General features: G+C 62.1%; 17 protein-coding genes and 1 pseudogene. 2 read left to right on the top strand and 16 right to left on the bottom strand.

Annotation, left to right across the window (positions count from 1 at the left end):
• Nucleotides 1-129: 129 nt before the first annotated feature.
• Nucleotides 130-612, bottom strand: coding sequence for an SRPBCC family protein (locus ACLD1X_RS05610; protein ID WP_429366488.1), 483 nt, complete (start codon nt 610-612; stop codon nt 130-132).
• A 277-nt stretch (nt 613-889) separates the two neighbouring features.
• Here ACLD1X_RS05610 and ACLD1X_RS05605 point away from each other — a divergent pair, with 277 nt between their 5' ends.
• Nucleotides 890-1,294: a lysozyme inhibitor LprI family protein gene (locus tag ACLD1X_RS05605; protein ID WP_429366487.1), complete on the top strand. Its 405-nt coding sequence runs from the start codon at nt 890-892 to the stop codon at nt 1,292-1,294.
• Nucleotides 1,295-1,447: 153 nt separating this feature from the next.
• Here the strand turns inward: ACLD1X_RS05605 and peaD are convergent, their stop codons facing one another.
• From peaD to ACLD1X_RS05580, 5 genes are all read right to left on the bottom strand, one after another.
• Entirely contained in the window at nt 1,448-2,566 is a 1,119-nt protein-coding gene (peaD, locus tag ACLD1X_RS05600; protein ID WP_429366486.1) for a quinohemoprotein amine dehydrogenase subunit beta, read from the bottom strand.
• Nucleotides 2,567-2,590: 24 nt separating this feature from the next.
• Entirely contained in the window at nt 2,591-2,914 is a 324-nt protein-coding gene (gene qhpC, locus ACLD1X_RS05595) for a quinohemoprotein amine dehydrogenase subunit gamma (protein ID WP_008016081.1), read from the bottom strand.
• Nucleotide 2,915: 1 nt separating this feature from the next.
• A complete protein-coding gene (peaB, locus tag ACLD1X_RS05590) occupies nt 2,916-4,346 on the bottom strand; it encodes a quinohemoprotein amine dehydrogenase maturation protein (protein WP_429366485.1) in 1,431 nt (476 codons plus the stop codon).
• Nucleotides 4,347-4,438: 92 nt separating this feature from the next.
• Nucleotides 4,439-6,019, bottom strand: coding sequence for a quinohemoprotein amine dehydrogenase subunit alpha (gene peaA, locus ACLD1X_RS05585; RefSeq protein ID WP_429366484.1), 1,581 nt, complete (start codon nt 6,017-6,019; stop codon nt 4,439-4,441).
• Nucleotides 6,020-6,406: 387 nt separating this feature from the next.
• Complete coding sequence (locus ACLD1X_RS05580) at nt 6,407-6,661, bottom strand: DUF1652 domain-containing protein (RefSeq protein WP_429366483.1); 255 nt, start codon at nt 6,659-6,661, stop codon at nt 6,407-6,409.
• A 276-nt stretch (nt 6,662-6,937) separates the two neighbouring features.
• Between ACLD1X_RS05580 and ACLD1X_RS05575 the strand changes: the two genes are divergently transcribed.
• Nucleotides 6,938-8,428 carry an aldehyde dehydrogenase family protein gene (locus tag ACLD1X_RS05575; RefSeq protein ID WP_429366482.1) on the top strand — a complete coding sequence of 497 codons (1,491 nt, stop codon included), beginning with the start codon at nt 6,938-6,940 and terminating at the stop codon, nt 8,426-8,428.
• Between the two features lie 112 nt (nt 8,429-8,540).
• On the opposite strand, the gene qhpG is transcribed toward ACLD1X_RS05575, so the two are convergent.
• The 10 genes and pseudogenes from qhpG to ACLD1X_RS05525 all read right to left on the bottom strand — a co-directional run bounded on the left by qhpG (nt 8,541) and on the right by ACLD1X_RS05525 (nt 20,172).
• Nucleotides 8,541-9,839 carry a flavin-dependent monooxygenase QhpG gene (qhpG, locus tag ACLD1X_RS05570; RefSeq protein WP_429366481.1) on the bottom strand — a complete coding sequence of 433 codons (1,299 nt, stop codon included), beginning with the start codon at nt 9,837-9,839 and terminating at the stop codon, nt 8,541-8,543.
• A complete protein-coding gene (gene qhpE, locus ACLD1X_RS05565; protein WP_429366480.1) occupies nt 9,836-10,513 on the bottom strand; it encodes a subtilisin-like serine protease QhpE in 678 nt (225 codons plus the stop codon). The genes qhpG and qhpE overlap by 4 nt, the downstream gene beginning before the upstream one ends.
• Entirely contained in the window at nt 10,503-12,221 is a 1,719-nt protein-coding gene (locus ACLD1X_RS05560; protein ID WP_429366479.1) for an ABC transporter ATP-binding protein, read from the bottom strand. Before ACLD1X_RS05560 ends, qhpE begins: the two co-directional genes overlap by 11 nt.
• Nucleotides 12,221-14,125 (bottom strand): sigma-54-dependent Fis family transcriptional regulator, encoded by a 1,905-nt coding sequence (locus ACLD1X_RS05555; protein WP_429366478.1) that lies wholly within the window; start codon nt 14,123-14,125, stop codon nt 12,221-12,223. The genes ACLD1X_RS05560 and ACLD1X_RS05555 overlap by 1 nt, the downstream gene beginning before the upstream one ends.
• Nucleotides 14,126-14,278: 153 nt before the next feature.
• Nucleotides 14,279-14,428: pseudogene (locus ACLD1X_RS05550) on the bottom strand (Zn-dependent hydrolase); the annotation flags it as partial.
• A 15-nt stretch (nt 14,429-14,443) separates the two neighbouring features.
• Nucleotides 14,444-15,277, bottom strand: a complete 834-nt coding sequence (locus ACLD1X_RS05545) for a class I SAM-dependent methyltransferase (RefSeq protein ID WP_429366477.1) — start codon at nt 15,275-15,277, stop codon at nt 14,444-14,446.
• A complete protein-coding gene (locus ACLD1X_RS05540; protein WP_429366476.1) occupies nt 15,271-16,428 on the bottom strand; it encodes an acyltransferase family protein in 1,158 nt (385 codons plus the stop codon). The genes ACLD1X_RS05545 and ACLD1X_RS05540 overlap by 7 nt, the downstream gene beginning before the upstream one ends.
• Nucleotides 16,425-17,309: a class I SAM-dependent methyltransferase gene (locus ACLD1X_RS05535; RefSeq protein ID WP_429366475.1), complete on the bottom strand. Its 885-nt coding sequence runs from the start codon at nt 17,307-17,309 to the stop codon at nt 16,425-16,427. Before ACLD1X_RS05535 ends, ACLD1X_RS05540 begins: the two co-directional genes overlap by 4 nt.
• Complete coding sequence (locus tag ACLD1X_RS05530; protein ID WP_429366474.1) at nt 17,306-18,601, bottom strand: glycosyltransferase; 1,296 nt, start codon at nt 18,599-18,601, stop codon at nt 17,306-17,308. The genes ACLD1X_RS05535 and ACLD1X_RS05530 overlap by 4 nt, the downstream gene beginning before the upstream one ends.
• Entirely contained in the window at nt 18,595-20,172 is a 1,578-nt protein-coding gene (locus ACLD1X_RS05525; protein ID WP_429366473.1) for a glycosyltransferase, read from the bottom strand. Before ACLD1X_RS05525 ends, ACLD1X_RS05530 begins: the two co-directional genes overlap by 7 nt.
• Nucleotides 20,173-20,449 lie beyond the last annotated feature (277 nt).

The following is a 20,449-nucleotide window of genomic DNA, read 5'->3' as shown; positions in this document are numbered from 1 at the left end:
TGAGGCCAGAATACGCATCGGATCCAATTTGTAACAGGCGATATCACTACCATCGCGTGTAAGACATTCGCTATAAGCAACCTTCCGAAAACCCTTAGACGCCTCAGGCTCGGAGGCCGCGGGTTTCGCTCAAACACCCTGATGTTCGTGTGCCTTGGCCAGTAGAAACTGTTCGATATTGCTCATTTGTTCATCCCAGCCGCGACTGTCCATACGGAATGCCTTGAGGCGACGATGCTGGGGAACGTGGTCGAAACCGGACTCGGAGACGTGGAGCAACGTGCCGTTGTCCATATCCTCAAGTTCGAATTTCACCAGTGTGGTGGGCTCCTGGGAGTAATCGAAATCAGGCTCTACCGCATACGGATGCCAGCGAAACGAAAACAGCCGTTCCGGTTCGACCCGTTCCACCAGCACATTCCAGCGCAAATGCTCATAACCGGGATAGGTAATCTGCCCCTGGGTCCACTCGCCTGCCACAAAGCGCTTGCCCTCCAGCGCCACGCCAAACCACTGTCCGAACACTTCGGCATTGGCCAGCACACGCCAGACCTGTGAACGCTTGGCCTTGAGCAGGACTTTCCTTTCAATGCGATCAGATGCTGGGTTCATAAGTCACCTCCTGTACTTGAACAGTAGGTCAGTAAGACCACAAGACCAACCCTTAAGTTGTATCAATCGGGATGTGCAATCAACCATGCCCGAGATATTCGGTTGCATTTGCAGGGATAAGTTCTGGGACATTCATAAAATCAGAACCTCGAAGCTGCTAACGTTCTCCTTCGAAACAGCATCGAAAAGGATAGCGACATGGCTGGCGTAGATGGCTGAATTTTTCACAGCGCTACACTGCACCCCCAAACTTCCCCTGTCACAGCGAGCTTCTGCCATGCACATACGTTTTCTCCTGGCGCTGACGCCTTTGTTGTTCACCTCCCTGGCCGATGCTGCCGTGAACTGCGACAACGCCACCGACCAGTCCACGATGAACCAGTGCGCGGCGCAGCAGCATGCGGCGGCGGACAAGGAGTTGAATGCGCTTTACCAGCAAATCACTGCGCGCCTGAAGGGCAATCCCGACAGCAAGAAGTTGCTGGTGGGGGCCCAGCGGTCGTGGATTGCGTTTCGCGATGCCGAGTGCAAGTTCTCGGCGTCCGGGGTGGAAGGCGGGAGCGTGTATCCGCTGATCTACGGCAATTGCGTGACGGAATTGACCAGGGCGCGGGTGCAGACGCTCAAGACTTACCTGAAGTGTCAGGAGGGGGATCTGGGGTGTCCGGTGCCGGGGGTTTGATTTTGTGGTGTTCTTGAGGGCCTCTTCGCGGGCAAGCCCGCTCCCACAGTGGTTTGTGTGATGCCAAAGATTGCAGCTTCACCACAAAACCTGTGGGGGCGGCGGTGCGACGATTCGACTTGCCCGCGATAGCGTCAGTTCAGACGCCACGATTTACCGGACAAACACCTGCGCCGTGGTAATCGCCATGTCCCCGCCCGGCATCTTGATGCTGCCGATCTGCTTGAGGCTGTCGGCATCGAAGATCGCCACGTCGTTGAACGTCCCGGCCAGGTAGATCTTGCTGCCGTCCTTGTTGAAGGAAATGCAGTAGTAGGAATGATCGAGCGTGGCGGACTGAAGCATTTTCTTCTGCTTGATGTCGTACTTGGCCAGTCGGTTGAGCACGCCAAACATCAGGTTCGGGTCCTTGGGCGAACGCATGCCGCTGAAGTAGATCTCCGTCAAAGGGCCGAAATCGGTGGTTTCGGTCTTGCCGGTCTTCAGGTCGACGCTGAACAGGCCGTACAGGTATTCAGCGGTGGCCGGATCCTGTTTCTTGTCCTTGAACTTCGCCGCGGTGTACAGCAACGAGAAGTCATGCCGGTACGTCTGCTGGTTCCACACGTAGAGCACGTCCGGCGCGCTGTAGTTCGGGCGTTTCCAGTGCCGGCTGGGGATCAGCACGTCGAACTTGCCGGTCTGCACGTTGACCTTGTAGACATCCGCCCCCGCCACGTACAGCGTGCCATCGTCGCCGCTCTGCATGATGGTCAGCTGGCGCGGCGCCGGGAAACTGCGCACGGGCTTGGCGTCCATGCCACCGTCGGTCTTGTACACATCGAGCCGAGGCTGCTGCACTTCATAGTGATCGTTCATCATCAGCGTCGGGTTGGCGACGGTGAACAGTTCCTTGCCGTCGTGGCTGAGGGTGAAGGCGAACATCGACCGCGCTTTCTCCCCCGGCTTCTGGGTGATGCTGGCGTGGAACACCTGCTTGCAGTTGTCCAGTTCGACACCGTAGACATCCGCATAGTGATTGTTCAGCACGTAGGCAGTCTTGCGGTCCGGCGACAGTTGCACGGTGCCGGGGCCGAAGGCGTCAGGCATCTTGCAGGTCTTGAACAGGGTGTCGGTGGCCAGGTCGATCACGTGCAGGTTGTTCGGGTAATTGGTGGTCAACATGTACTCGTGACCATCCTGAAGAGCAGTGTTTTCATCAGCCAGAGCATTGACCGAACAGGTGCTCAGGACGGCGAACGCGGCCAGGCCGCAGGCTTTGATGCTGTGCATGCTGGAATCCTTCTTCTTATCTGATCACTTGTCTTTCGGGAAGACAGTGCCGAGGTTGCGCCAGTTGTCGTTGGAGGCTTGCGCATCCTTGTTCCAGTCCGGGTAGGTGCTCATCATGTCGGGCACCTGGGCCGGCCACCAGCAAGGGTCGGAGCAGCCATACAAGTCAGCTTCCATCGGCTGGCACAGCGACGACACACCGCCAAACGCATCGATTTCCCAGCCCGGGTCGGTGGTCGAGGCACAGCCCGCCACCGAGCTCATGGCCACCACTTCTTCAATGCGGTTCTCGTCCGCGGCCTGATCCAGCTTCAACGCTTTGTTATTGATTGCCTTGAGATGTTTCATATCAGTGAGCCTTGCGCGGAGTGATGTAACTGCTGATGAACGCAGGGTTATTGGCCATGATCCGGGTGTAGACCTCGATGCCGAAGTCGACCCAGTCACGCATCAGTTCGCAATAGTGATAGGTCGGGTGCGTCGGATCGCCGTAGCGGGCGTAGCTCTCGTGGTAACAGCCACCGGAGCACAGGTTGCGGATCTGACAGTCTTCGCAGCCAGTGTTGGTGCGGTCCAGGCGCTGGGACAGGAAGTCGTTCAACTCCACCTGTTTCACACCGCTGTGCACGTTGCCGAAGGTCGGCAGGCTCGAACCGGTAAAACGGTGGCACAGGTTCAGCTCGCCCTTGTGATCCACCGCCAGCATCTTCAGGCCCGCGCCGCACGGCAGGGCTTTCTTGTGCCCTTCGTGGATGTCGGTGATCAACTGGTGCAGGTTGGAGAAGCCGATGTTGCGGTGCTCCAGTGCCGCTTCCAGGTAACGCTTGCCGAGTTTTTTCATGTTGGCGAACACCTGCACCAGTTCATCGCTGGTGAGGTTGAAGCTGCTGATGTCGCCGGAGGTCACCGGGGCAAAGCCGACTTCGGCGAACCCCAGTTCGTTGAACAGGTGGTCCCAGATGGTTTCGACATCGGTCACGCCGGTGGTCAGGGTCACCCGCGCCCCCACCGGACGGCTGTTGTAGCGCGACAGCAGCATCTCGGCCTTGCGCCGCACCACGTCATAGGTGCCCTGCCCGCCCACGGTGATGCGGTTGCGGTCGTGCACGGTTTTCGGCCCGTCGATGCTGACTGACAAACCAAAGCGGTGGGCGTTGAGGTAGTCCACGGTTTCTTCGGTGAGCAGCGTGGCGTTGGTGGTCATCACGAACTCGACGAACTTGCCGGCCTCGCGAAAACGCCTCTCACAGTAATCGACCATGTACTCGATCAGCTTGCGGTTGCTCAGCGGTTCACCGCCGAAGAACACCACGGTGAAACGCTCTTCGTCCGGGGATTCGCGCAGCAGCATTTCCACCGAGGCAATCGCCGTCTCGACGTCCATTTTCTTGCCGGCCGACGGCTTGTCGAGGTCTTCCTTGTAGCAGTAGGTGCAGCTCAGGTTGCAGCCGGTGTTGACGTTGAGTACCACGGTGTTGATCGCCGTGCGCTCGACCCGTTTGGTCGCGATGTCCGGGGTCAGCGGCGAGCCGTCGCTGACCAGTTCCAGAGCCATCAGCTCGCGCAGGGTCTCGGTGATTTCCTCGCCGTTGAAACGCCCGTCCAGACGCTGGATCAGGTCGTCCGAAGAACAGCCGGGACCGCGCAGGGTATCGATGATGGTACCCGTCAGTTCATCGCTGGCGAACAGCGAACTGCTGGGGATGTGAAACAGCATGCGGTCGGCATCGACCTGCACTTCGTGCAGGTTGCGTTCGACCAGATTCAAGATAGCGCCCATGGCAAACCTCCTGTGCAGGCCCCGTTTTGCGGGGCTTGCGGTCATTCCGAAAAGTGTCTGAAAACGTTGTCAGCCAAGCTCACGTTTCAACATCACGGAATGGGTGGATTGTTCCAGCGTTGCACGGTCACGATCATGTGGCCCTCGCCAGTCAGGGATTTTCCTGCGTCGTCGACGGCGGCGATCACCTTGAGGTTGCCGGCATTGTTGGTGGACATCTTGCGCGCCGGGTTCGGCCCGGCATCGCCCGGGGTGAATACGCCGGCGTCAGCCTGCATGGTGCCGGCGAACTTGACGTCTTCATCTTCCTTGGCGCGGTCGTCGAAGGCCTCGACCTTCCACTGCGCCGGGAACACGCCGATGCGATACGGCTTGCCGTCGGCGCCCTTGCCCCAGGCCTCGGCATCGAAGCGACCCTGGACTTTCGGCGTCGAGCCGCCGCCCTCGCCAATCCGCGCCACCGAGAACTCCGGCACGACCTTGACCGCGTCGATCTTGCTGTAGACCGAAAGCTGCGGGCCTTTCAGCGTACCGACAGTGACCGCGCGCGCCCCCGATTGGGCATTGGCCGCAGCCTTGAGTTTGACTTTGATCTGCTCCGGGCTCTGCGAGATGACTTCGACCACTTCCACGCCTTTGCCGAAGTTCGGTTTGCCGGTCAGGCCACTGCCGATCAGGGTCACTTCGGTTTCGCTGCCGGCCTTCACGTAGCCCGGTTGCACCGCCAGCAAACGCTGGGAACCCTGCTTGGCGGCGACGAAGTCCAGGCCGCGCTCGTCGTGCTCGGCCTCGAACATCCGGCCCTGCATCGCATTGCCCTGGGCGGCGAACACCTGGCGCATGGTCACGCCATCGATGGTCACGTTGCCGCGCCATTCATAGCCGGTGTAGAGAATCGCGCTGCCGTCGCCATTGAACGGGCTGCCGTCGGCGTACTGGCCTTTGACGCTGACCTTGAAGGTGTCGCTGCCATCGGCACTCACGGTCATGACACCGGCCAGTTCACCCTTGCCCGGCAAGTGACCGCTGAAGCTCCAGCCGCCCACCAGCGCATCGGCCTTGGGCGCCACGCTCTGCCATTTTTTCCAGGCCGGGTTGTCCAGCGGATAACGCTTGGCCAGCAGCGGCACCATGTCTTTGCGGGCGATGTCGAACCAGTCGCGGTCCCGGGCCAGCGCCTGATACTCCAGGGACGGCCACTGACCGAGGTGGAAATTCACCAGGCGTTCCCACTCCTGGGCCGGACGCCGTTGCAGGGCCACCCGCGCACCGGAGTGGCAGCGGCCGCACATCTGGCTGGTCTGGTCATCGAAGTGCTCGACGGTATTGAGCCGCCGCTCCAGCGCATAGCGCACGCCGTCGGTTTCGCTCGGCGCCAGGCCCTGGGTATCGGCCAGGTACTTGACCAGCGTACGACGGTCGTCATCGCTGATCTGCAAACCGTGCATGGTCTGCATACGGGCGATGCTCATCAGCCAGCCTTCCGGCGACTTGCGCTGGTGGCTGATGCGGCTGAGGGCGTTATCGGCTTCGGGGGTGTGACAGCCCTGACAGGTTTCCTTGAGGATGGTCTGGGCGTCGCGGGCTGCCAGGCTATGAGGCGAATGCAGCGCTACACAAGCGGCTACGGCCAGCAGGCTGGCGCTCATGCCTGATCGGAGTTTTCTCTTCATCAACGTCGAACCTCGCACGGTGCGTTCTTATTGTTGTGGCTTATCGTTTTTATGGTTTCTGCCGTCGGCTTTGATTCGCCGACGGAGGCAAGAGAAACGTCTGAGATGTGCAATACACAGAGCGTGCCAGCTTGCCGATAAGCTTTTTTATCAATCACTTGCGTTGATTTGACCGCATTGGGCCATGCCTGGACGCGATGAACGGCGTCTAGTTTCGCGACAGCTGTTGCAGTCTGAGACAGCATAGTTGCCCGGCCAGAATCGGCTCGGCGCCCGCCGATCGACGGGGCTTGTCCAGCCAGCAGGAAAGTATGTCGGGCGAATGCCGGGGGAGGATTTTTCCAGGGCGAGCGCCGCACCACCTGCGTGGCGCGGCATGTGCTCGGTTCAACTGAAGAACGTCGGTTGCACGCCTTTGTGCGCGTTGATTTCCTGTTGCATCTGCACCACCAGCGTCGCAATCGCGTGGGGCGTGTCCAGCTCCCACAGCGGAACGCGGGTCGCCACCAGGTCCACCTTGCCGGTCATGCAATCGCACACGCGAATGGTCAGGGACTGATCCGGCGCCACGCTGCAGGTGCATATCGATGGCAGAAAACTGTGCTCAATGATGTTTTGAATTTCCAGAGTTGAAAGGATCATCGCTGTCTCCCTCACGCCAGAGGTACTGCCGGGAAAATGCTCCGTCATTTCACCCGCCCAACCAGAAAATTCTAGTCCTCGCCGGGGGTGCTCTCAAGATCGCAAACGGGTTGCTCGTCGTCTCACCGGGTGTCGCGAATTGCGACAAACACCCCGCACGCCCGCCTGCACCAGCCGCCGGAAAAACCCGCCCGGCAAAGGCCGACCGGCGCTTTGCAGGACTTGGCACAGCCATTGCGAAAGCCCGGTTCTCACGAACAACAAGAGGCCTCGCCAATGTCGCTCCCAAACGTGCTTCCCGCCACTTCGGCATTCATCCAACGCGCCCCGCGCATGCTGATCGGCGGTGACTGGGTCGAGGCCGCCGACGGCCAGACCATGCCCCTGCACAACCCGGCCACCGGTGAGGTGTTGTGCGTGGTGCCACGGGCAACGCCAGAAGATGTCGACCGCGCGGTACTCGCCGCCCGCCAGGCGTTCGACGATTCGGCCTGGACCCGAACCCGCCCCCGGGAGCGGCAGAACCTGCTGTGGAAACTCGCCGACCTGATGCAGCGCGACGCCGAACTGCTGGCGCAACTGGAATGCCTGAACAATGGTAAAAGCGCGGCCGTGGCCCAGGTGATGGACGTGCAGCTGTCCATCGACTTCCTGCGCTACATGGCCGGTTGGGCGACCAAGATCGAAGGTTCCACGGTCGACGTATCGGCACCGCTGATGCCCAACGACCAGTTCCACAGCTTCATCCGTCGCGAAGCGGTGGGCGTGGTCGGCGCCATCGTCGCCTGGAACTTCCCGCTGTTGCTGGCCTGCTGGAAACTCGGTCCGGCCCTGGCCACCGGTTGTACCGTGGTGCTCAAACCCGCCGACGAAACCCCGCTGACCGCACTGAAACTCGCCGAGCTGGTGCTGGAAGCCGGCTATCCCGAAGGCGTGTTCAACGTGGTCACCGGCACCGGTATCACCGCAGGTTCGGCCCTGACCCATAACCCGCTGGTGGACAAGCTAACCTTCACCGGCTCCACCGCCGTGGGCAAGCAGATCGGCAAGATCGCCATGGACTCCATGACCCGGGTCACCCTGGAACTGGGCGGTAAATCGCCGACCATCGTCATGGCCGACGCCGACCTGAAGACCGCCGCAGCCGGGGCCGCCAGTGCGATTTTCTTCAATCAGGGCCAGGTCTGCTGCGCGGGCTCGCGGCTGTATGTGCAGCGCAAGCATTTCGACAATGTGGTGGCGGACATCAGCGATATCGCCAATGCCATGAAACTCGGCAACGGCCTGGACCCGAGCGTTGAAATGGGGCCGTTGATCTCGGCGCGGCAGCAGGAGCGTGTCTACGGGTACATCGAAAAGGGCCGGGAAAGCGGCGCGACCATCGCCTGCGGTGGTGAGCAGTTCGGCCCGGGGTTCTTCGTCAAGCCGACGGTGATTGTCGACGTCGACCAGAAGCACTCGCTGGTGCAGGAAGAAATCTTCGGCCCGGTACTGGTGGCCATTCCGTTCGACGATGAAGCCGATGCCTTGCGCATGGCCAACGACAGCCCCTACGGCCTGGGGGCGAGCATCTGGTCCAATGACCTGGCGGCGGTGCACCGGATGATTCCGCGCATCAAGTCAGGCTCGGTGTGGGTCAACTGCCACAGCGCCCTGGACCCGGCGCTGCCGTTCGGCGGCTACAAGATGTCCGGGGTCGGGCGTGAGATGGGGTATGCGGCGATCGAGCATTACACTGAGCTTAAGTCGGTGTTGATCAAGTTGTGATTTGTAGCGCTCTTTAGGCCGCCTTCGCGGGCAAGCCCGCTCCCACAGTGGAACGCATTCCCATGTGGGAGCGAGCCTGCTCGCGAAGGGGCCAGACCTGTCACCGCAACTATCAGGGCTTGAATCCCTGAGCCAACAACCACCCGCGAACCATCCGCCCCTGCTCCACCGTCAACCCGGCCAACACCTGATCCGCCGGCTCACTGCGCATCAACCGCCGCACCAACGGCGCCACCTCAACCCCCTGCACATGCCAGATGCCCAACGGCTGATCCACCGTGATCACCACCTCGGCCTCGTCGACCAGGCCATCACGCAACACCGGCGCCCGCTCGATCTTCAGCGCATTGAAATCTGCCTCGGCATGGGCCACTTCGGCATCAGGCCAGTGTCGTCGTGCCTGCCAGAAAGGCTGCTGCGGCCAGCGCTGTTCATCGGCATAGAAATCCCGGCCGATCCGCGCAAAACGCAAGAACAACTGTTCCACCCGCTGTTGGTGGAAACGCTGGGCCAGGGCCGCTCGTTCGGGCTTGCACAGCAGCGTGTTGATCACCACCGGCGCCTGCAATGCCGAAGACAGGGACTGAAAGATGCCGTTGCCCGACAGCGGGTCGACGGCCATTGCCGCATCGCCGACCCGAATCCAGTTTTCGCCACACACCTGCGGGCTCAGGATCGCCGTGCTGCTGCGGGCGTGCAGTTGCAGATCAGCTTCCGCCAGGCCTGCAAAAAATGCGTTGGCCAGCGTCGATGCATGGCGCCGCTGCCGACAGTAATCGAGCAATTGCGCCTTGCCCGGCAACCCGGCACTGGCCACGTCCACCGTCCATTGCCAGTAACACTGGCCGTCGGCGCGCCGCGCCATCCACGCCCAACCGTCCTCGAGGCTTTCCACGGCGCTGGCGGTGCTGCCTGGCGATCCTTGCCAGCGATTGAGCAAGCTGACCGTCTCGGGGCCGCGCAAGCCTTTGCCGAGAGCCGGAGCCTGCCGTCCGCGGGCTTCGACCAGAAACGCTGCGAACAGCGGTTCGCGGCCGTCGATTTCGATTCGATGGCTGTTGGCCGATGATTGAACCGTCAGCACCCGGCCTTCGATCAGCTCAACCCCTGCCAGGCGCAAATCCTCGCGCAAGCCCCGGTCAAACACCGGACGGTCGAGCAAGTACTCAACGTTCTGCGCATGCTGCTGGCCATTCCACGAGACCTGGCGCTGGGACGGCAGCGCCGCATCCGCCATTGCGTGCTGCAGGCCCGCGCTGCGCAAGGCTTCCAGCACCCGCACGGACACACCTTCGAGCGCCGCAAACCGGCGCCATTCACTGATCAGCGTGACACCATGGCCCAGTCGCCGAAGCCCAAGCGCAACTGCGGCCCCCGCCGGCCCGGCACCCAGAATGACGATGTCGGTCATGGCCCGAATCGCCGTTCGGGGCCACGGTAACGGGCCTGTTCACGCAACCACTCGATGACTTGTTCATTACTGGCACCGGGCTGTTCGGCGAGGAAACTGGCGATGTGTCCGCTCAACGCAGCACAACCGAGGCTCGCCCCGGATTGCCCCGGATAGGTGCCCTGCACACACGCGGCGAAATCCGCCTGGGCGCTGTTGAGCCACGACCATTCCTGCTCGGCGCACCGCGCATCGCCGGTCACCCGCAACACTTGCGGATAGTTGGCCGGAAACACTCCTTCGCCCTGGGCCGGACTCGACGCACACAGCAACACGCCCCGGGCCACCGCCGCCGCGCAAGCCGCGCGCAACAGGCTGCGATCCTGACGCAAGCCAAGGCTCAGATTGATCAGCCGCACGTTTTGCGTCAGCAGCCAGTCAATCGCCGTGGCGATCTGCAGGGCGCTGGTGACGCCCCGCTGGTCGAACACCTGGGCCACGCAAAACAGCGCCGAGGGTGCACGCCGGCCGATGGCCTCGATCACCGCACTGCCATGCCCCAGCGGATCGTCGCGCAAGTCGCCTTCGGCCAGGCCGTCTTCAAGTAACGAAAAACGCCGACCGGCGATCACTTGCAGCCGTTGTGCCGCCGAATGGCCGCTGTCCACCACACCAATGCGCAACTCAGGTTTCATGCAGCACCGTTTTCGAGGTCAGTACACCGTCGAGCAGCTCGAAACGCAGATCGGCATCGGCCAGCGTTGAAGGGCGATGGCTGATGAGGATGCGCGTGCGTGCGGCAAACAAACGGTCGATGGCGTCGATGACTTCGCGCTCGGTGGCTTCGTCCACCGCGGATGTGGCTTCATCGAGTACCAGGATCAAAGGGTCCTGCAACAGCGCCCGGGCAATCGCGATGCGCTGCTTCTGGCCACCGGACAACTGCTGGCCCCGCTCGCCCAACGGACTGTCGAGGCCTTCGGGCAAGGACTCGATCAGGCTGTCGAGTTGCGCCAGCCGCGCCACTTCGGCAATCGCCTCGCGGCTGGCGTCCGGCACCGCATAGGCCAGGTTGTCGGCGAGGCTGCCGCGAAACAGCACGATGTCCTGGCTGACGACGGCAATGCGCCGACGCAACTGGAACAGGTCCAGTTCGCGCACATCGACGTCGCCCAGCAGCACCCGGCCCGATTGCGGATCGTGATGACGCTGCAAAAGATCGATCAGGGTCGATTTACCCACGCCCGAGCCGCCGCTGAGGGCCACTTTCAAACCGTAGGGAATCCGCGCTTCGATGCCACGCAGGGTCGACTGGCGCCCGGGATGGGCGAAGTGCACGCTGTCGAACCAGAGATCGCCGCCAGGGGGCATCGGGCGGGGCGTGGCAGGCGTCAACACGGTTGGTTGTTCGCCGCGCAATTCCATGACCCGGCCGAGGCTGACGGTCATCCGCTGAATCGCGACATAGAGCCCGAGCAGGCTCTGAACCGGCCCCACGGCCATGCCCAGGTAGGTGGAAAACGCAATCAGGGCACCGAGCTGCCAGGTACCCTGCACCACCCAGTAACCGCCGATCAGGAATGCGCAGGCCCGGGACAGCGAGGTCAGCGTACCGGGCACGGCCTGGGTGAAAAACTCGGTGACCTGCAGGCGCAGCAACTGGCTCATGTAGCCCTGCCCCAGCGTCTCGAGGCGCCGTGCTTCGCGCTGTTGCTGGCCGGCGGACTGGATGAACTTCATGACCGGCAATGTCTCGACCATGAACGACGACATGTCCGCCGAACGCTCGCGCAACTGCCGCACATCGCGCTCGACCTTGCGCCGCATCCAGCGCAGCCAGAGGACATCGAGGGGAATCAGCACGAGGGCGAGCAACGAGAGCTTCCAGGACAACGTCAACAGCATCGCAATGGCAACCACCAGGCCGATCACGCTCGACACCGCCGAGAACAGCGAGTCCACGGCAAACCGCTGGATTTCCGCGACGTCGCCATCAAGGCGCGACATCAGGTCGCCGATGCGCCGCTGCCCGTAAAAGCCCGGCGACAGCGTTTGCAGATGCCGATACAGGTCATCGCGCAGGGCAAACAGCATGCGCCCGGAGAGGCGCGTGTGCAGGTAGCGGTTGATGCCCGACAGCGCCGTGCCCAGCAACCCGGCGACGATCATCAGCCCGGCGATCATGACCAGCATCGGGAAGTTGCGCGCCAGCAGGCCGTCGTCGATCAGCAGCTTGGTCAGCCAGGGTTGCACCAGCACCAACGCTGAAGCGCAGACCGACAAACCCAGCAGCCCGGCAATCGCCAACCGATGAGGGCGTACGAAGCTGTACAGCCAGCGCAGCGACGCTTGCAGCGCCTCGGGGTTCTGGCTGTCGATCAGCCGAACGATCAGGCGTTGCATCACGAGCGCAACTGTTTGAGCTTGCGATACAGGGTCGCGCGGCTGATGCCCAGGGCGTCGGCGGCGGCCGAGACGTTGCCCTGATGGGTGTCCAGGGACTGGCGAATCAGCTCCAGTTCGTTTTCGCGGATGCTGCCGGCCTGGGGCCGTTCGCTGGCGGTCAATTCGTCGAGCATGCTGTCGGGCAAGTGGTCGAGGGTCAGCACGGTTTCACCCGGTTCGCGCATGGCCAGTGCGGTGCGCAGGACCATCTCCAGCTGACGGATGTTGCCCGGCCAGTGATAACCGCCGAGCAAGCGATTCAGATCGTCGTGCAGGACCACGGTGGGTGCACCCAGTGTCGTCAGCATGCGACTGACCAGCGCGGCGAAATCTTCGCGTTCGCGCAGGGCCGGAAGCATCACGCTGATGCCGTTGACCCGGTAGAACAGGTCCTCGCGAAAGTGTTTTTCCTCCACCAGACGCTTGAGGTCACGGTGGGTGGCGCAGATCAGCGCGACGTCGATGTCCTGCTCTTCGCCAGCGCCCAGGGGCGCGACCTTGCGATCCTGCAACACCCGCAACAACCGGGCCTGCAAGGCCAATGGCATGTCGCCGATCTCATCGAGGAACAAGGTGCCGCCGTGAGCCTGTTGCAGGCGCCCAACCATGCCGCCCCGGCGTGAACCGGTGAACGCGCCTTCGCGATAGCCGAACAGTTCGGACTCGATCAGGCCTTCGGGAATGGCCGCACAGTTCACTGCCACGAAGGGTTTATCGCAGCGCGTTCCGGCCATGTGCAAGGCGCGGGCGATCACCTCTTTACCGGTGCCTGTTTCACCCAACAACAAGACCGGCAGTTCATTGGCCAGGCCTTGCCGGGCCATGCGCAAGGCACGGGCGTAGCGGGTATTGCTGCCGGCGAGCGCTTCCAGGTCCGGTTGCGCCTTGGCCGGTTTCGCGGCAGTGCGCGGCGGGTTGCCGACGTTGATCGTGCGTTGCGGCGCACGCAGGGTCTTGTAGAAGAATTCGCCCTTGGCGGTTTGCAGGCTGCCGGTCCCGCCCTGATGCAGGCGCGCCAACAGCTGCAGGCCATCGACGCCGAGAAACTCCTCGCAACGCCGGCCGACCAGGGCCGAGCGCTCGGCGTGGAGCAACTGGCAGGCCTGGGCACTGACCGCGAGGATCTGCCCGCCGAGGCTCACGGCCAGCAAGCCTTGCCACGGCGATTCCAGATATTGTCGGCGGCTGTGGAAGGCCAGGACGATTTCGTCCGGATAGCTGGCGTTGAACACCCGGCTTTCGATCTGGCTGACCGCCATCGCCAGCAGCGCGGTGCTGTCGTGGGCGCGGCCGAGCGGGCCTTCGCGGGTCAGGTCGAGGACACCAAGAATGTCGCCCTGGGGGCAATGGATCGGCACCGAAGTGCAGGAAAAATCACTGAGGCGATCCAGGTAATGTTCGCCGCAATCGATCAGGGTCGGCCGGGCTTCCACCAGTGCCGTGCCGAGGGCGTTGGTGCCGCGTACGGCTTCGCTCCAGCAGGCGCCGAGGGTGATGTCCTGCAAGCCGCTGCCCTTGAGGCGGTCGGCGCGGCCTTCGACGGCGAGGATGGTGGCATCGGAGTTGGCGAGGATGATCAGCCCTTCCTTGCCCTGACGCTCGGCCAGGTAATCGATCGACGGCAACGCGGCATCGATCAGCAAGCGGTTGCTGGCCAGCAGCACGTCGAGGCTGGCACTCGATTCCAGCGCCAGCTCGTGCTTGGCATTGAAATGCACGCCATGGCTCAGGCTGCGTCGCCACGAGGCATCGATTTCCGCACGCAGGACGCCATCCGGCACTTCGCCTTCCAGGTGCAGCTTTTCCCGGGCCAGCCGGGCTTCGCGATGCAGTTTGGGGGAGTTTGTTTTTATTAGCGTCATCAAGCGCTCCGGGTCATCCGCCCTGCGCCTTCATACGTCGGCGCCCTGCCGCAATCTTTACGTTAACGTAAGGGCTATGGCAAGTGCCTTACGGCGCTTGTGGGCCGCGTTATCGTTCATCGCGGGCAGGCTCGCTCCCACAGGGGATTGTGTCTATTCAGTTTTTAGCGCGCGCGCCAGCACCGCATTGAGCAACACATCCGCACCCTGGCGCACATCTTCGGGAAGCACGTCTTCGACTTCGTTGTGGCTCAGGCCACCCACGCACGGGATGAACACCATGACCGTTGGGCAGAACCACGCAGGTGTGCACGCTGATCAGGGCTTACGCGCAATGATCACCTGACTTTTCGCCACCACGGCATCCAGCGCCTGCTTGATCTGGGTGCCCCGTGGCGAGGCCAGGATCGCCTGCCAGGTGTCTGCCCAGTGGTTCAGCAGTGGGTGGTCCGGGTTGCTGAAATCGACCTTGGCTTCCCAGAACAACAGCATCCACATCGACCAGTAGAATCCGTACTGGCTGTGGCTGATCACTTCCAGGCCGGCATCGCTGACCATGGCCTTGAACTGCTCTTCGCTGATGATGCGGATGTGGTTGGGTTTCTGGAAATACTCGGCCGCGGCGATGTCTTTCTGCAGGTCTTCGGAGCTGGGATGCGGGACGCTCAGCAGGTACAAGGCGCCCGGTTTGCCGACGCGCACCAGTTCAGCGAGGAACTGGGCCGGATCGTCCACGTGCTCGATGACCTCGGTCGACACCACCCGCGTGGCGGTCGCATCGGCAATCGGCAGCGGGTTGCAGTCGGTGACGTGGCATTCGACATCGCGGGCCGGTGTATCGCTCAGGCGCTGGCGGGTCGCCTCGACCTTGGCCGCGTCGATATCGGCAATGATGATCTTTGCCCCGCGCATCCCGCAGAAATGCACGTTGCCGCCGTCGCCACAGCCCACATCCAGCAACGTATCCTCAGGGGTCACCGGGAACCCTGTGAACAGTTCGCCGGTTTGCTGATTGAACCAGCCGCTGAGCATCGCGTCGTGCAGGCCGAGCATATAGGGGTCGACTTTCTCCGCCACGGCTGGCGCAGGCGGTGTCTCTGGCTGCACAGGCGCGGGCGTGCCCGCCGTGAGTTTCTTCAATAGGCTCAGCATGAGGTGGCTCCAGAGGATGGGACGGCGATACGGGACGGGCTTAGGCGTTGTACCAGCGAGGCACCGCGCTGACGCATGGGCATTTCGATGAAGCGGTAGTTGAGTTCGCTCAACAGGGCGATCAGTCCGAACGCGATGAGCAACGTCGGCAGCGGATGACCCGCCGGGTTCGGCAGGTTGGCTGCCTGCAAGCGAAAGGTGAATTCGCGGACCAGCAGATAGGCCGGAATGTGGATCAGGTAGATGCCGTAGGAGCGGCTACCGATCCAGGTCATCACGTTCTTCAACGCGCCCTTGGGCAGCAGGTAATCGCGGTTGTAGGACGCGATCCACACCAGCAGTGCGCACAACAGCGCAATCACACCGATCCGGTAATGGGTAAAGGTGAAGCGGTCCGTCGCCATGAAACCGAGCACCAGGGAAATCATGACCAGTGCCGACAGGCCGGCCCATGGGCGACGCAGGAAGGTCGGTTCCCAGCGCCGGTACGAAGGCTGCACGCTCCACATCGCCAACAGCACGCCAAGGGCCAGCGCGTCGGTGCGCACCACCATCAGGATCGGCGTGCGCAAGGTAAACAGCTGCACGGCAACCAGCGCCAGCAAGGCCCACACCAGGTGCTTGCGAAACAGCACGATCAACAACGGAAACAGCAGGTAGAACTGCTCTTCCAGCGACAGGCTCCAGTACACGAAACTGGTGCCGTACTCGTAGTGATAGAAGCTGTCGGCAAAGCGGAAATTGGCGTACTGCGCGACGCCGGCCAGGGTCGCCTGAATGTTCGCGTGCAACGTGCCGAACGCGCCGGAGCGGTTGAGAAAAACACACCCCAGCAACATCAGCGCCAGCCATAACCAGGCCGATGGCAGCAAACGAAAGGCCCGGCGCAACCAGAAATTGCGCGTCTGTTGCCAATATTCCCCACGCGTTGTGCAGCGACGCAAGGCCGGGATCAGGCTGCGGGCAATGACGAAGCCCGAAATCGCGAAAAACAGATCCACGCCCCACCACGGCTGGTTGTACAGCGTGATGTTCTGCAGCAATGGCACGGCCGCCGCGAACAGGCTGTCCTGCAGGTGATGAAACAGCACGCCCAGCACCGCAATGCCGCGCAGCAACTCGATGTCCATGATCCGTTTTTCGTGACTCATTCGCCCTCCTGGACGTGAGGTTTGCGAGCAATGATCACCTGGCTCTTGGGCATGAACTGATCCAGCATCCGCTTGATCGCCAATCCGTCGGGCTGGGCCAGCAAGTCCTGCCAGGTTCTCGCCCAGCTCTCCATCAGCGGCGGGTACGGCGCCTGGATCCGGTCGCGCACCGCACCGCCCAGATCCCGGCCGGCGGCTCGCTCACTGGCCCAGAAAAAGATCATGCCCATGACCCAGAAAAACCCGGATGCCTGGCGATGCTCGATGACCAGGCCTGCGTCTTCCACCAGCGCGGCGAAGCGCTCGGGACTGAAAATCTGTACGTGATTGGGCGATTGAAAATAGCTGGCCGGGGCGATGCCTTTCTGCAAATGCTCGCCCACCGGGGATGGCACGCTCAGCAGGTACAGCGCACCGGGGCGGCCCATGCGCACCAGTTCGGCCATGAAGGGTTCTGGCTGATCGATGTGCTCGAGCACTTCCATGCACACGACTTTGCTGGCGCAGCCCGCGGCCAATGGCAGCGGCAAACTGTTGCTGACCAGCCCCAGGTTGGCTTTGTCCGATTGTGCGGCCACTTGCCGGGCAAGTTCGCGGACCTTGTCGTACTCACTGTCGGTGAAGATCACCGATGCGCCCTGGCGGATCGCGAACAACGTCGCCACGCCTTCACCGCAACCGACATCCAGCAAGGTGTCGTCGGCGGTGATGGCAAAGCCCTTGAGCAATTCGCCGCTGTCGCCCGAAAACCAGCCGTCATGCATGGCATCGTGCAAGCCCACATCCCTTGGCGACACAGGGGATGGCTCGACCGGCAACGGCGCGGGCCGGGACTCGGGTTTCGTCTCTGGGAAGAAACGTCTGACCAATGCGCGAATCATGCCTCGGGGGTTTCCACGGCGCCGCGCTCGAACAGGCGCTCGAAAAATACCCCAAGCCGCTGCTCGGCGGTGGCCTGGCTGCAGAACTTCCGGAGGCTGGCCACTGCGTGCACGGACATCTGTGCATAACGCGAGGGATCACCCTTGGCCACGTCATAGCTTGCCTGGTAAGCCCTGCACAACGACGCCCAATTGGTGACGTAGCGCAAGGTCCGAAACGCCCGGCGCGGGTCATGCGGCCAGGCCGTCAGTTCATCGGTGGAGTCGATCAGGAATGCATTGTCGGCATCCAGATAATCGATCATCGCCGTGGTCCGTGGCGCCACGGCGGGTTTGCCACAGGACATGAATTCCATCAGCGGCAGACATTGGCCTTCACCATAGGAGGTGTTGACCACGTAGCTCGTGGCTTGCACCAGCTGCTCATAGTCGGCGTCAGCCAGATAGCCGTAGATCAGCACGACCCGGCAGCGGTAGGACTGGTTTTTGTACAAGTGGTGAAGGATGTCCGTCAGCGCTTCTTCGGCATCGTGGTGGGTCAACTTGAGCACCAGCGTAGCGTCGTCCACCTCGCGAAAGGTCACACAGAAGGCGCTGAGCATGTCTTCCCAATTCTTGCGTCCGTCACCGGGGTTGAACACCGAGGTGTAGATCACGCCATCGAGGACCAGTTCGTGTTCACTCGGCGGGGCCTGGAAATCAATCCCCACACCTTCGCGAGTTGCCACGGGGCCGAAAGCTCGCAAGTCGAGTTCACGGCTGTCTGCCAGCAACCCTTTGAGCTTCAACCGTACCTGACTGGCCAGGGGCTGGCGTTGCAAGTGGGCGCCGCGCTCGGAAAACCGGTCCCAAACCGGGGCCGGTACCGCAATGATCGGATAGTCGGCGCCCATCGCCTCGCGCACCGCATTCACCGTGTAGCTGGAATGTGTAATTGCCGCCCCTGCTGCCCGCAACACCGTGCGCCAGTCATTGAGCGGGTCACCGGCAAAGGGTTCGTTGGGAATGGTGCTGAATTCCCAGGCGAACACCGGCAGCGTCGGGCAGGCGAGATTGACCGGCGTACGATGCGGCGGCGAGAACGACAGGAACACGCACGCCTCACCACGGGACAGACAGTCCAGGTACAGGGCATCGACTTCGGTCTGCGGGTCGCTGACTTCTACCACACGCCCCAGCCGTTCCAGCACCGGTCGGTACTCCTTGAGCACGAAGTAATAGCTGTACTCCGAGCGGCCAAGGTTCTGGGCAATGGTGTGCTGGTTGGTTTCCGAATGAATGATGATCAGCATGGGGCGTTATCCGTCACGGTTGCTGTCGGCAAAGCCTGTGGCGCCAGCCCGAAGAAATCCGCCATGCGTTTTTGCACCGGGGCGAAAGCGCAGTAATCGTGCATGCGCTCGACAGCGGCGCGGGACATGCGCTGATACTCCAGCGGTTGTTCCCTGGCCAGGCGGTAGCTGTTTTCGTAAGCGGTTTTCAGTGAACCCCAATCCGGCCGGTAACGCAGGGTGCGGTAGAGGATGCGAGTGTCCTGCGGCCAGATGGTCAGCTCTTCGCTGGACTTGACCACAAACGCCACACGCTCGTCGATGTAGTCCTCCATGGCCGTGTGATCCGGGGCAATCACCGGTTTGCCGCTGGCCATGAACTCCATCAGCGGCAGGCACAGCCCTTCGCAGCGCGAGGCATTGACGTAGTAACTGGCTGCTTCATACAGCCGGGCGTATTGCGGGTCGTCCAGGTAGCCGTGCATGACCACCACCCGACAGGCGAACGGCGAAAGCTGCGCGAGCAACGTCATCAGTTCGTCGTGGTAGGACGACAGATCGCTTTGGGTAATCTTCAGCACCAGCGTCGCGTCAGACGTTTCGCGGAACGCCCAGCAGAATGCGCTGATCAGTTGATGCCAGTTCTTGCGACCGTCACGCGGGTTGAACACGGTGACGTACACCACACCGTCAACCTGCGTTTCGACCTGGGCGGTGGTGTCCGGCCACTTGCGCGGTTCTGGCTCGGGTACGGCAATCGTCTGCGGGCCGGCGATGGCCGGCAACCACTCAGCGAGACGCTCATGGGCGGCTTGCGACAACAGGTCGCGAATCCCTTCCCAATACCACTGGCTGAGAAAATGAGTGCGATGCACCGGAACCGGCAGCGATTTGCCTTTGTCCAGGCGCCACATATGCAGGTAATGGCGAGCAATCACGAAGCGGCGCTTGAGCGTCAGCGGTGGCGGTTTCAATGCCTCCAGCTCGGCCTCGAGTGCCGCCAGTTCCTCGGCGGTCGGCACGACGGGAATCAGGGCATCGGCGCTCAGCCCGAGCGTGCGCGTATCGAAGATGCAACCCTTGATGTCCAGGGTCGAGCCGGCGCTGATCGGGCTGCTGGTGTGGCGACTGCGAATGTCGGCGAAGTTTTCCCACAACGGCGTCGGCAACACCAATACCGGGAAGTCTTCGCCCATGCTCCGGCGAATCGCCCGGGCGGTATGACTGGAGAGTGTGATCACCCGGCCATGCCGCGCCAGCATTTGCGTCCAGTCCTGACGCGGATCGTTATCCCATTGTTCATCGGGAATCGAGTCGAACTCCCAGGCCACCACGCAGATCGTCGGGCACTCAAGGTCGTTCGGAGTTTTCTGCGGTGGCGTAAATGACAGGAACAGACTGTCTTCGCCGGCGGCCAGCAATTGTTTGTAGAGCGGATCGACCTCGGCGGTGGAGGACACCACATGCACTCGCCCAAGGCTTTCGAGCACAGGGCGATACGCCTTGAGCACGAAGTAGTAACTGTACTCGGGACGGCCGAGACTCTGGCTGATGGAGCTGTCGTTGACGTCGGAGTAAAGAATAAAATTCATGGTATCCCACGGTGACGCCACCATCCCGGCAGCCTCACGCCATGACGGGGAGGATACGGTTCGAGCCAGTGTCTACTGGTGCTCGCCCATCGTCTTCCTGCCCGCCTTCGTTCTTGTTTTAGTGGTCAGTTTCCCGCAGTTTCGAAGCGACGCTGCCGAACCCCGGATAATCGTGACGAGGGGCATTCTAACCACATCCGTCGAGGATTCGTGAACCGCCCGACGAGAATAAATCGGGCTACGCCGACGAGAACTGACCGGTCACGATTGGACCTGT

This window comes from Pseudomonas sp. 18173 (assembly GCF_050432945.1).
Classification (GTDB): Bacteria; Pseudomonadota; Gammaproteobacteria; order Pseudomonadales; family Pseudomonadaceae; genus Aquipseudomonas.
The sequence above is the reverse complement of the archived record's forward strand: the minus strand, read 5'-3'. Positions and strand labels throughout refer to the sequence as shown.

What these genes read in the sequence shown, in the direction of transcription:
- ACLD1X_RS05555 (WP_429366478.1), bottom strand. Translation starts at nt 14,125, where the DNA reads ATGACGCTAATAAAAACAAACTCCCCCAAACTGCATCGCGAAGCCCGG.
- peaB (WP_429366485.1), bottom strand. Translation starts at nt 4,346, where the DNA reads ATGGGCGCTATCTTGAATCTGGTCGAACGCAACCTGCACGAAGTGCAG.
- ACLD1X_RS05605 (WP_429366487.1), top strand. Translation starts at nt 890, where the DNA reads ATGCACATACGTTTTCTCCTGGCGCTGACGCCTTTGTTGTTCACCTCC.
- ACLD1X_RS05535 (WP_429366475.1), bottom strand. Translation starts at nt 17,309, where the DNA reads ATGATTCGCGCATTGGTCAGACGTTTCTTCCCAGAGACGAAACCCGAG.
- ACLD1X_RS05525 (WP_429366473.1), bottom strand. Translation starts at nt 20,172, where the DNA reads ATGAATTTTATTCTTTACTCCGACGTCAACGACAGCTCCATCAGCCAG.
- qhpC (WP_008016081.1), bottom strand. Translation starts at nt 2,914, where the DNA reads ATGAAACATCTCAAGGCAATCAATAACAAAGCGTTGAAGCTGGATCAG.
- qhpG (WP_429366481.1), bottom strand. Translation starts at nt 9,839, where the DNA reads ATGACCGACATCGTCATTCTGGGTGCCGGGCCGGCGGGGGCCGCAGTT.
- ACLD1X_RS05610 (WP_429366488.1), bottom strand. Translation starts at nt 612, where the DNA reads ATGAACCCAGCATCTGATCGCATTGAAAGGAAAGTCCTGCTCAAGGCC.
- ACLD1X_RS05530 (WP_429366474.1), bottom strand. Translation starts at nt 18,601, where the DNA reads ATGCTGATCATCATTCATTCGGAAACCAACCAGCACACCATTGCCCAG.
- ACLD1X_RS05580 (WP_429366483.1), bottom strand. Translation starts at nt 6,661, where the DNA reads ATGATCCTTTCAACTCTGGAAATTCAAAACATCATTGAGCACAGTTTT.
- ACLD1X_RS05560 (WP_429366479.1), bottom strand. Translation starts at nt 12,221, where the DNA reads ATGCAACGCCTGATCGTTCGGCTGATCGACAGCCAGAACCCCGAGGCG.
- ACLD1X_RS05545 (WP_429366477.1), bottom strand. Translation starts at nt 15,277, where the DNA reads ATGCTGAGCCTATTGAAGAAACTCACGGCGGGCACGCCCGCGCCTGTG.
- peaD (WP_429366486.1), bottom strand. Translation starts at nt 2,566, where the DNA reads ATGCACAGCATCAAAGCCTGCGGCCTGGCCGCGTTCGCCGTCCTGAGC.
- qhpE (WP_429366480.1), bottom strand. Translation starts at nt 10,513, where the DNA reads ATGAAACCTGAGTTGCGCATTGGTGTGGTGGACAGCGGCCATTCGGCG.
- peaA (WP_429366484.1), bottom strand. Translation starts at nt 6,019, where the DNA reads ATGAAGAGAAAACTCCGATCAGGCATGAGCGCCAGCCTGCTGGCCGTA.
- ACLD1X_RS05540 (WP_429366476.1), bottom strand. Translation starts at nt 16,428, where the DNA reads ATGAGTCACGAAAAACGGATCATGGACATCGAGTTGCTGCGCGGCATT.
- ACLD1X_RS05575 (WP_429366482.1), top strand. Translation starts at nt 6,938, where the DNA reads ATGTCGCTCCCAAACGTGCTTCCCGCCACTTCGGCATTCATCCAACGC.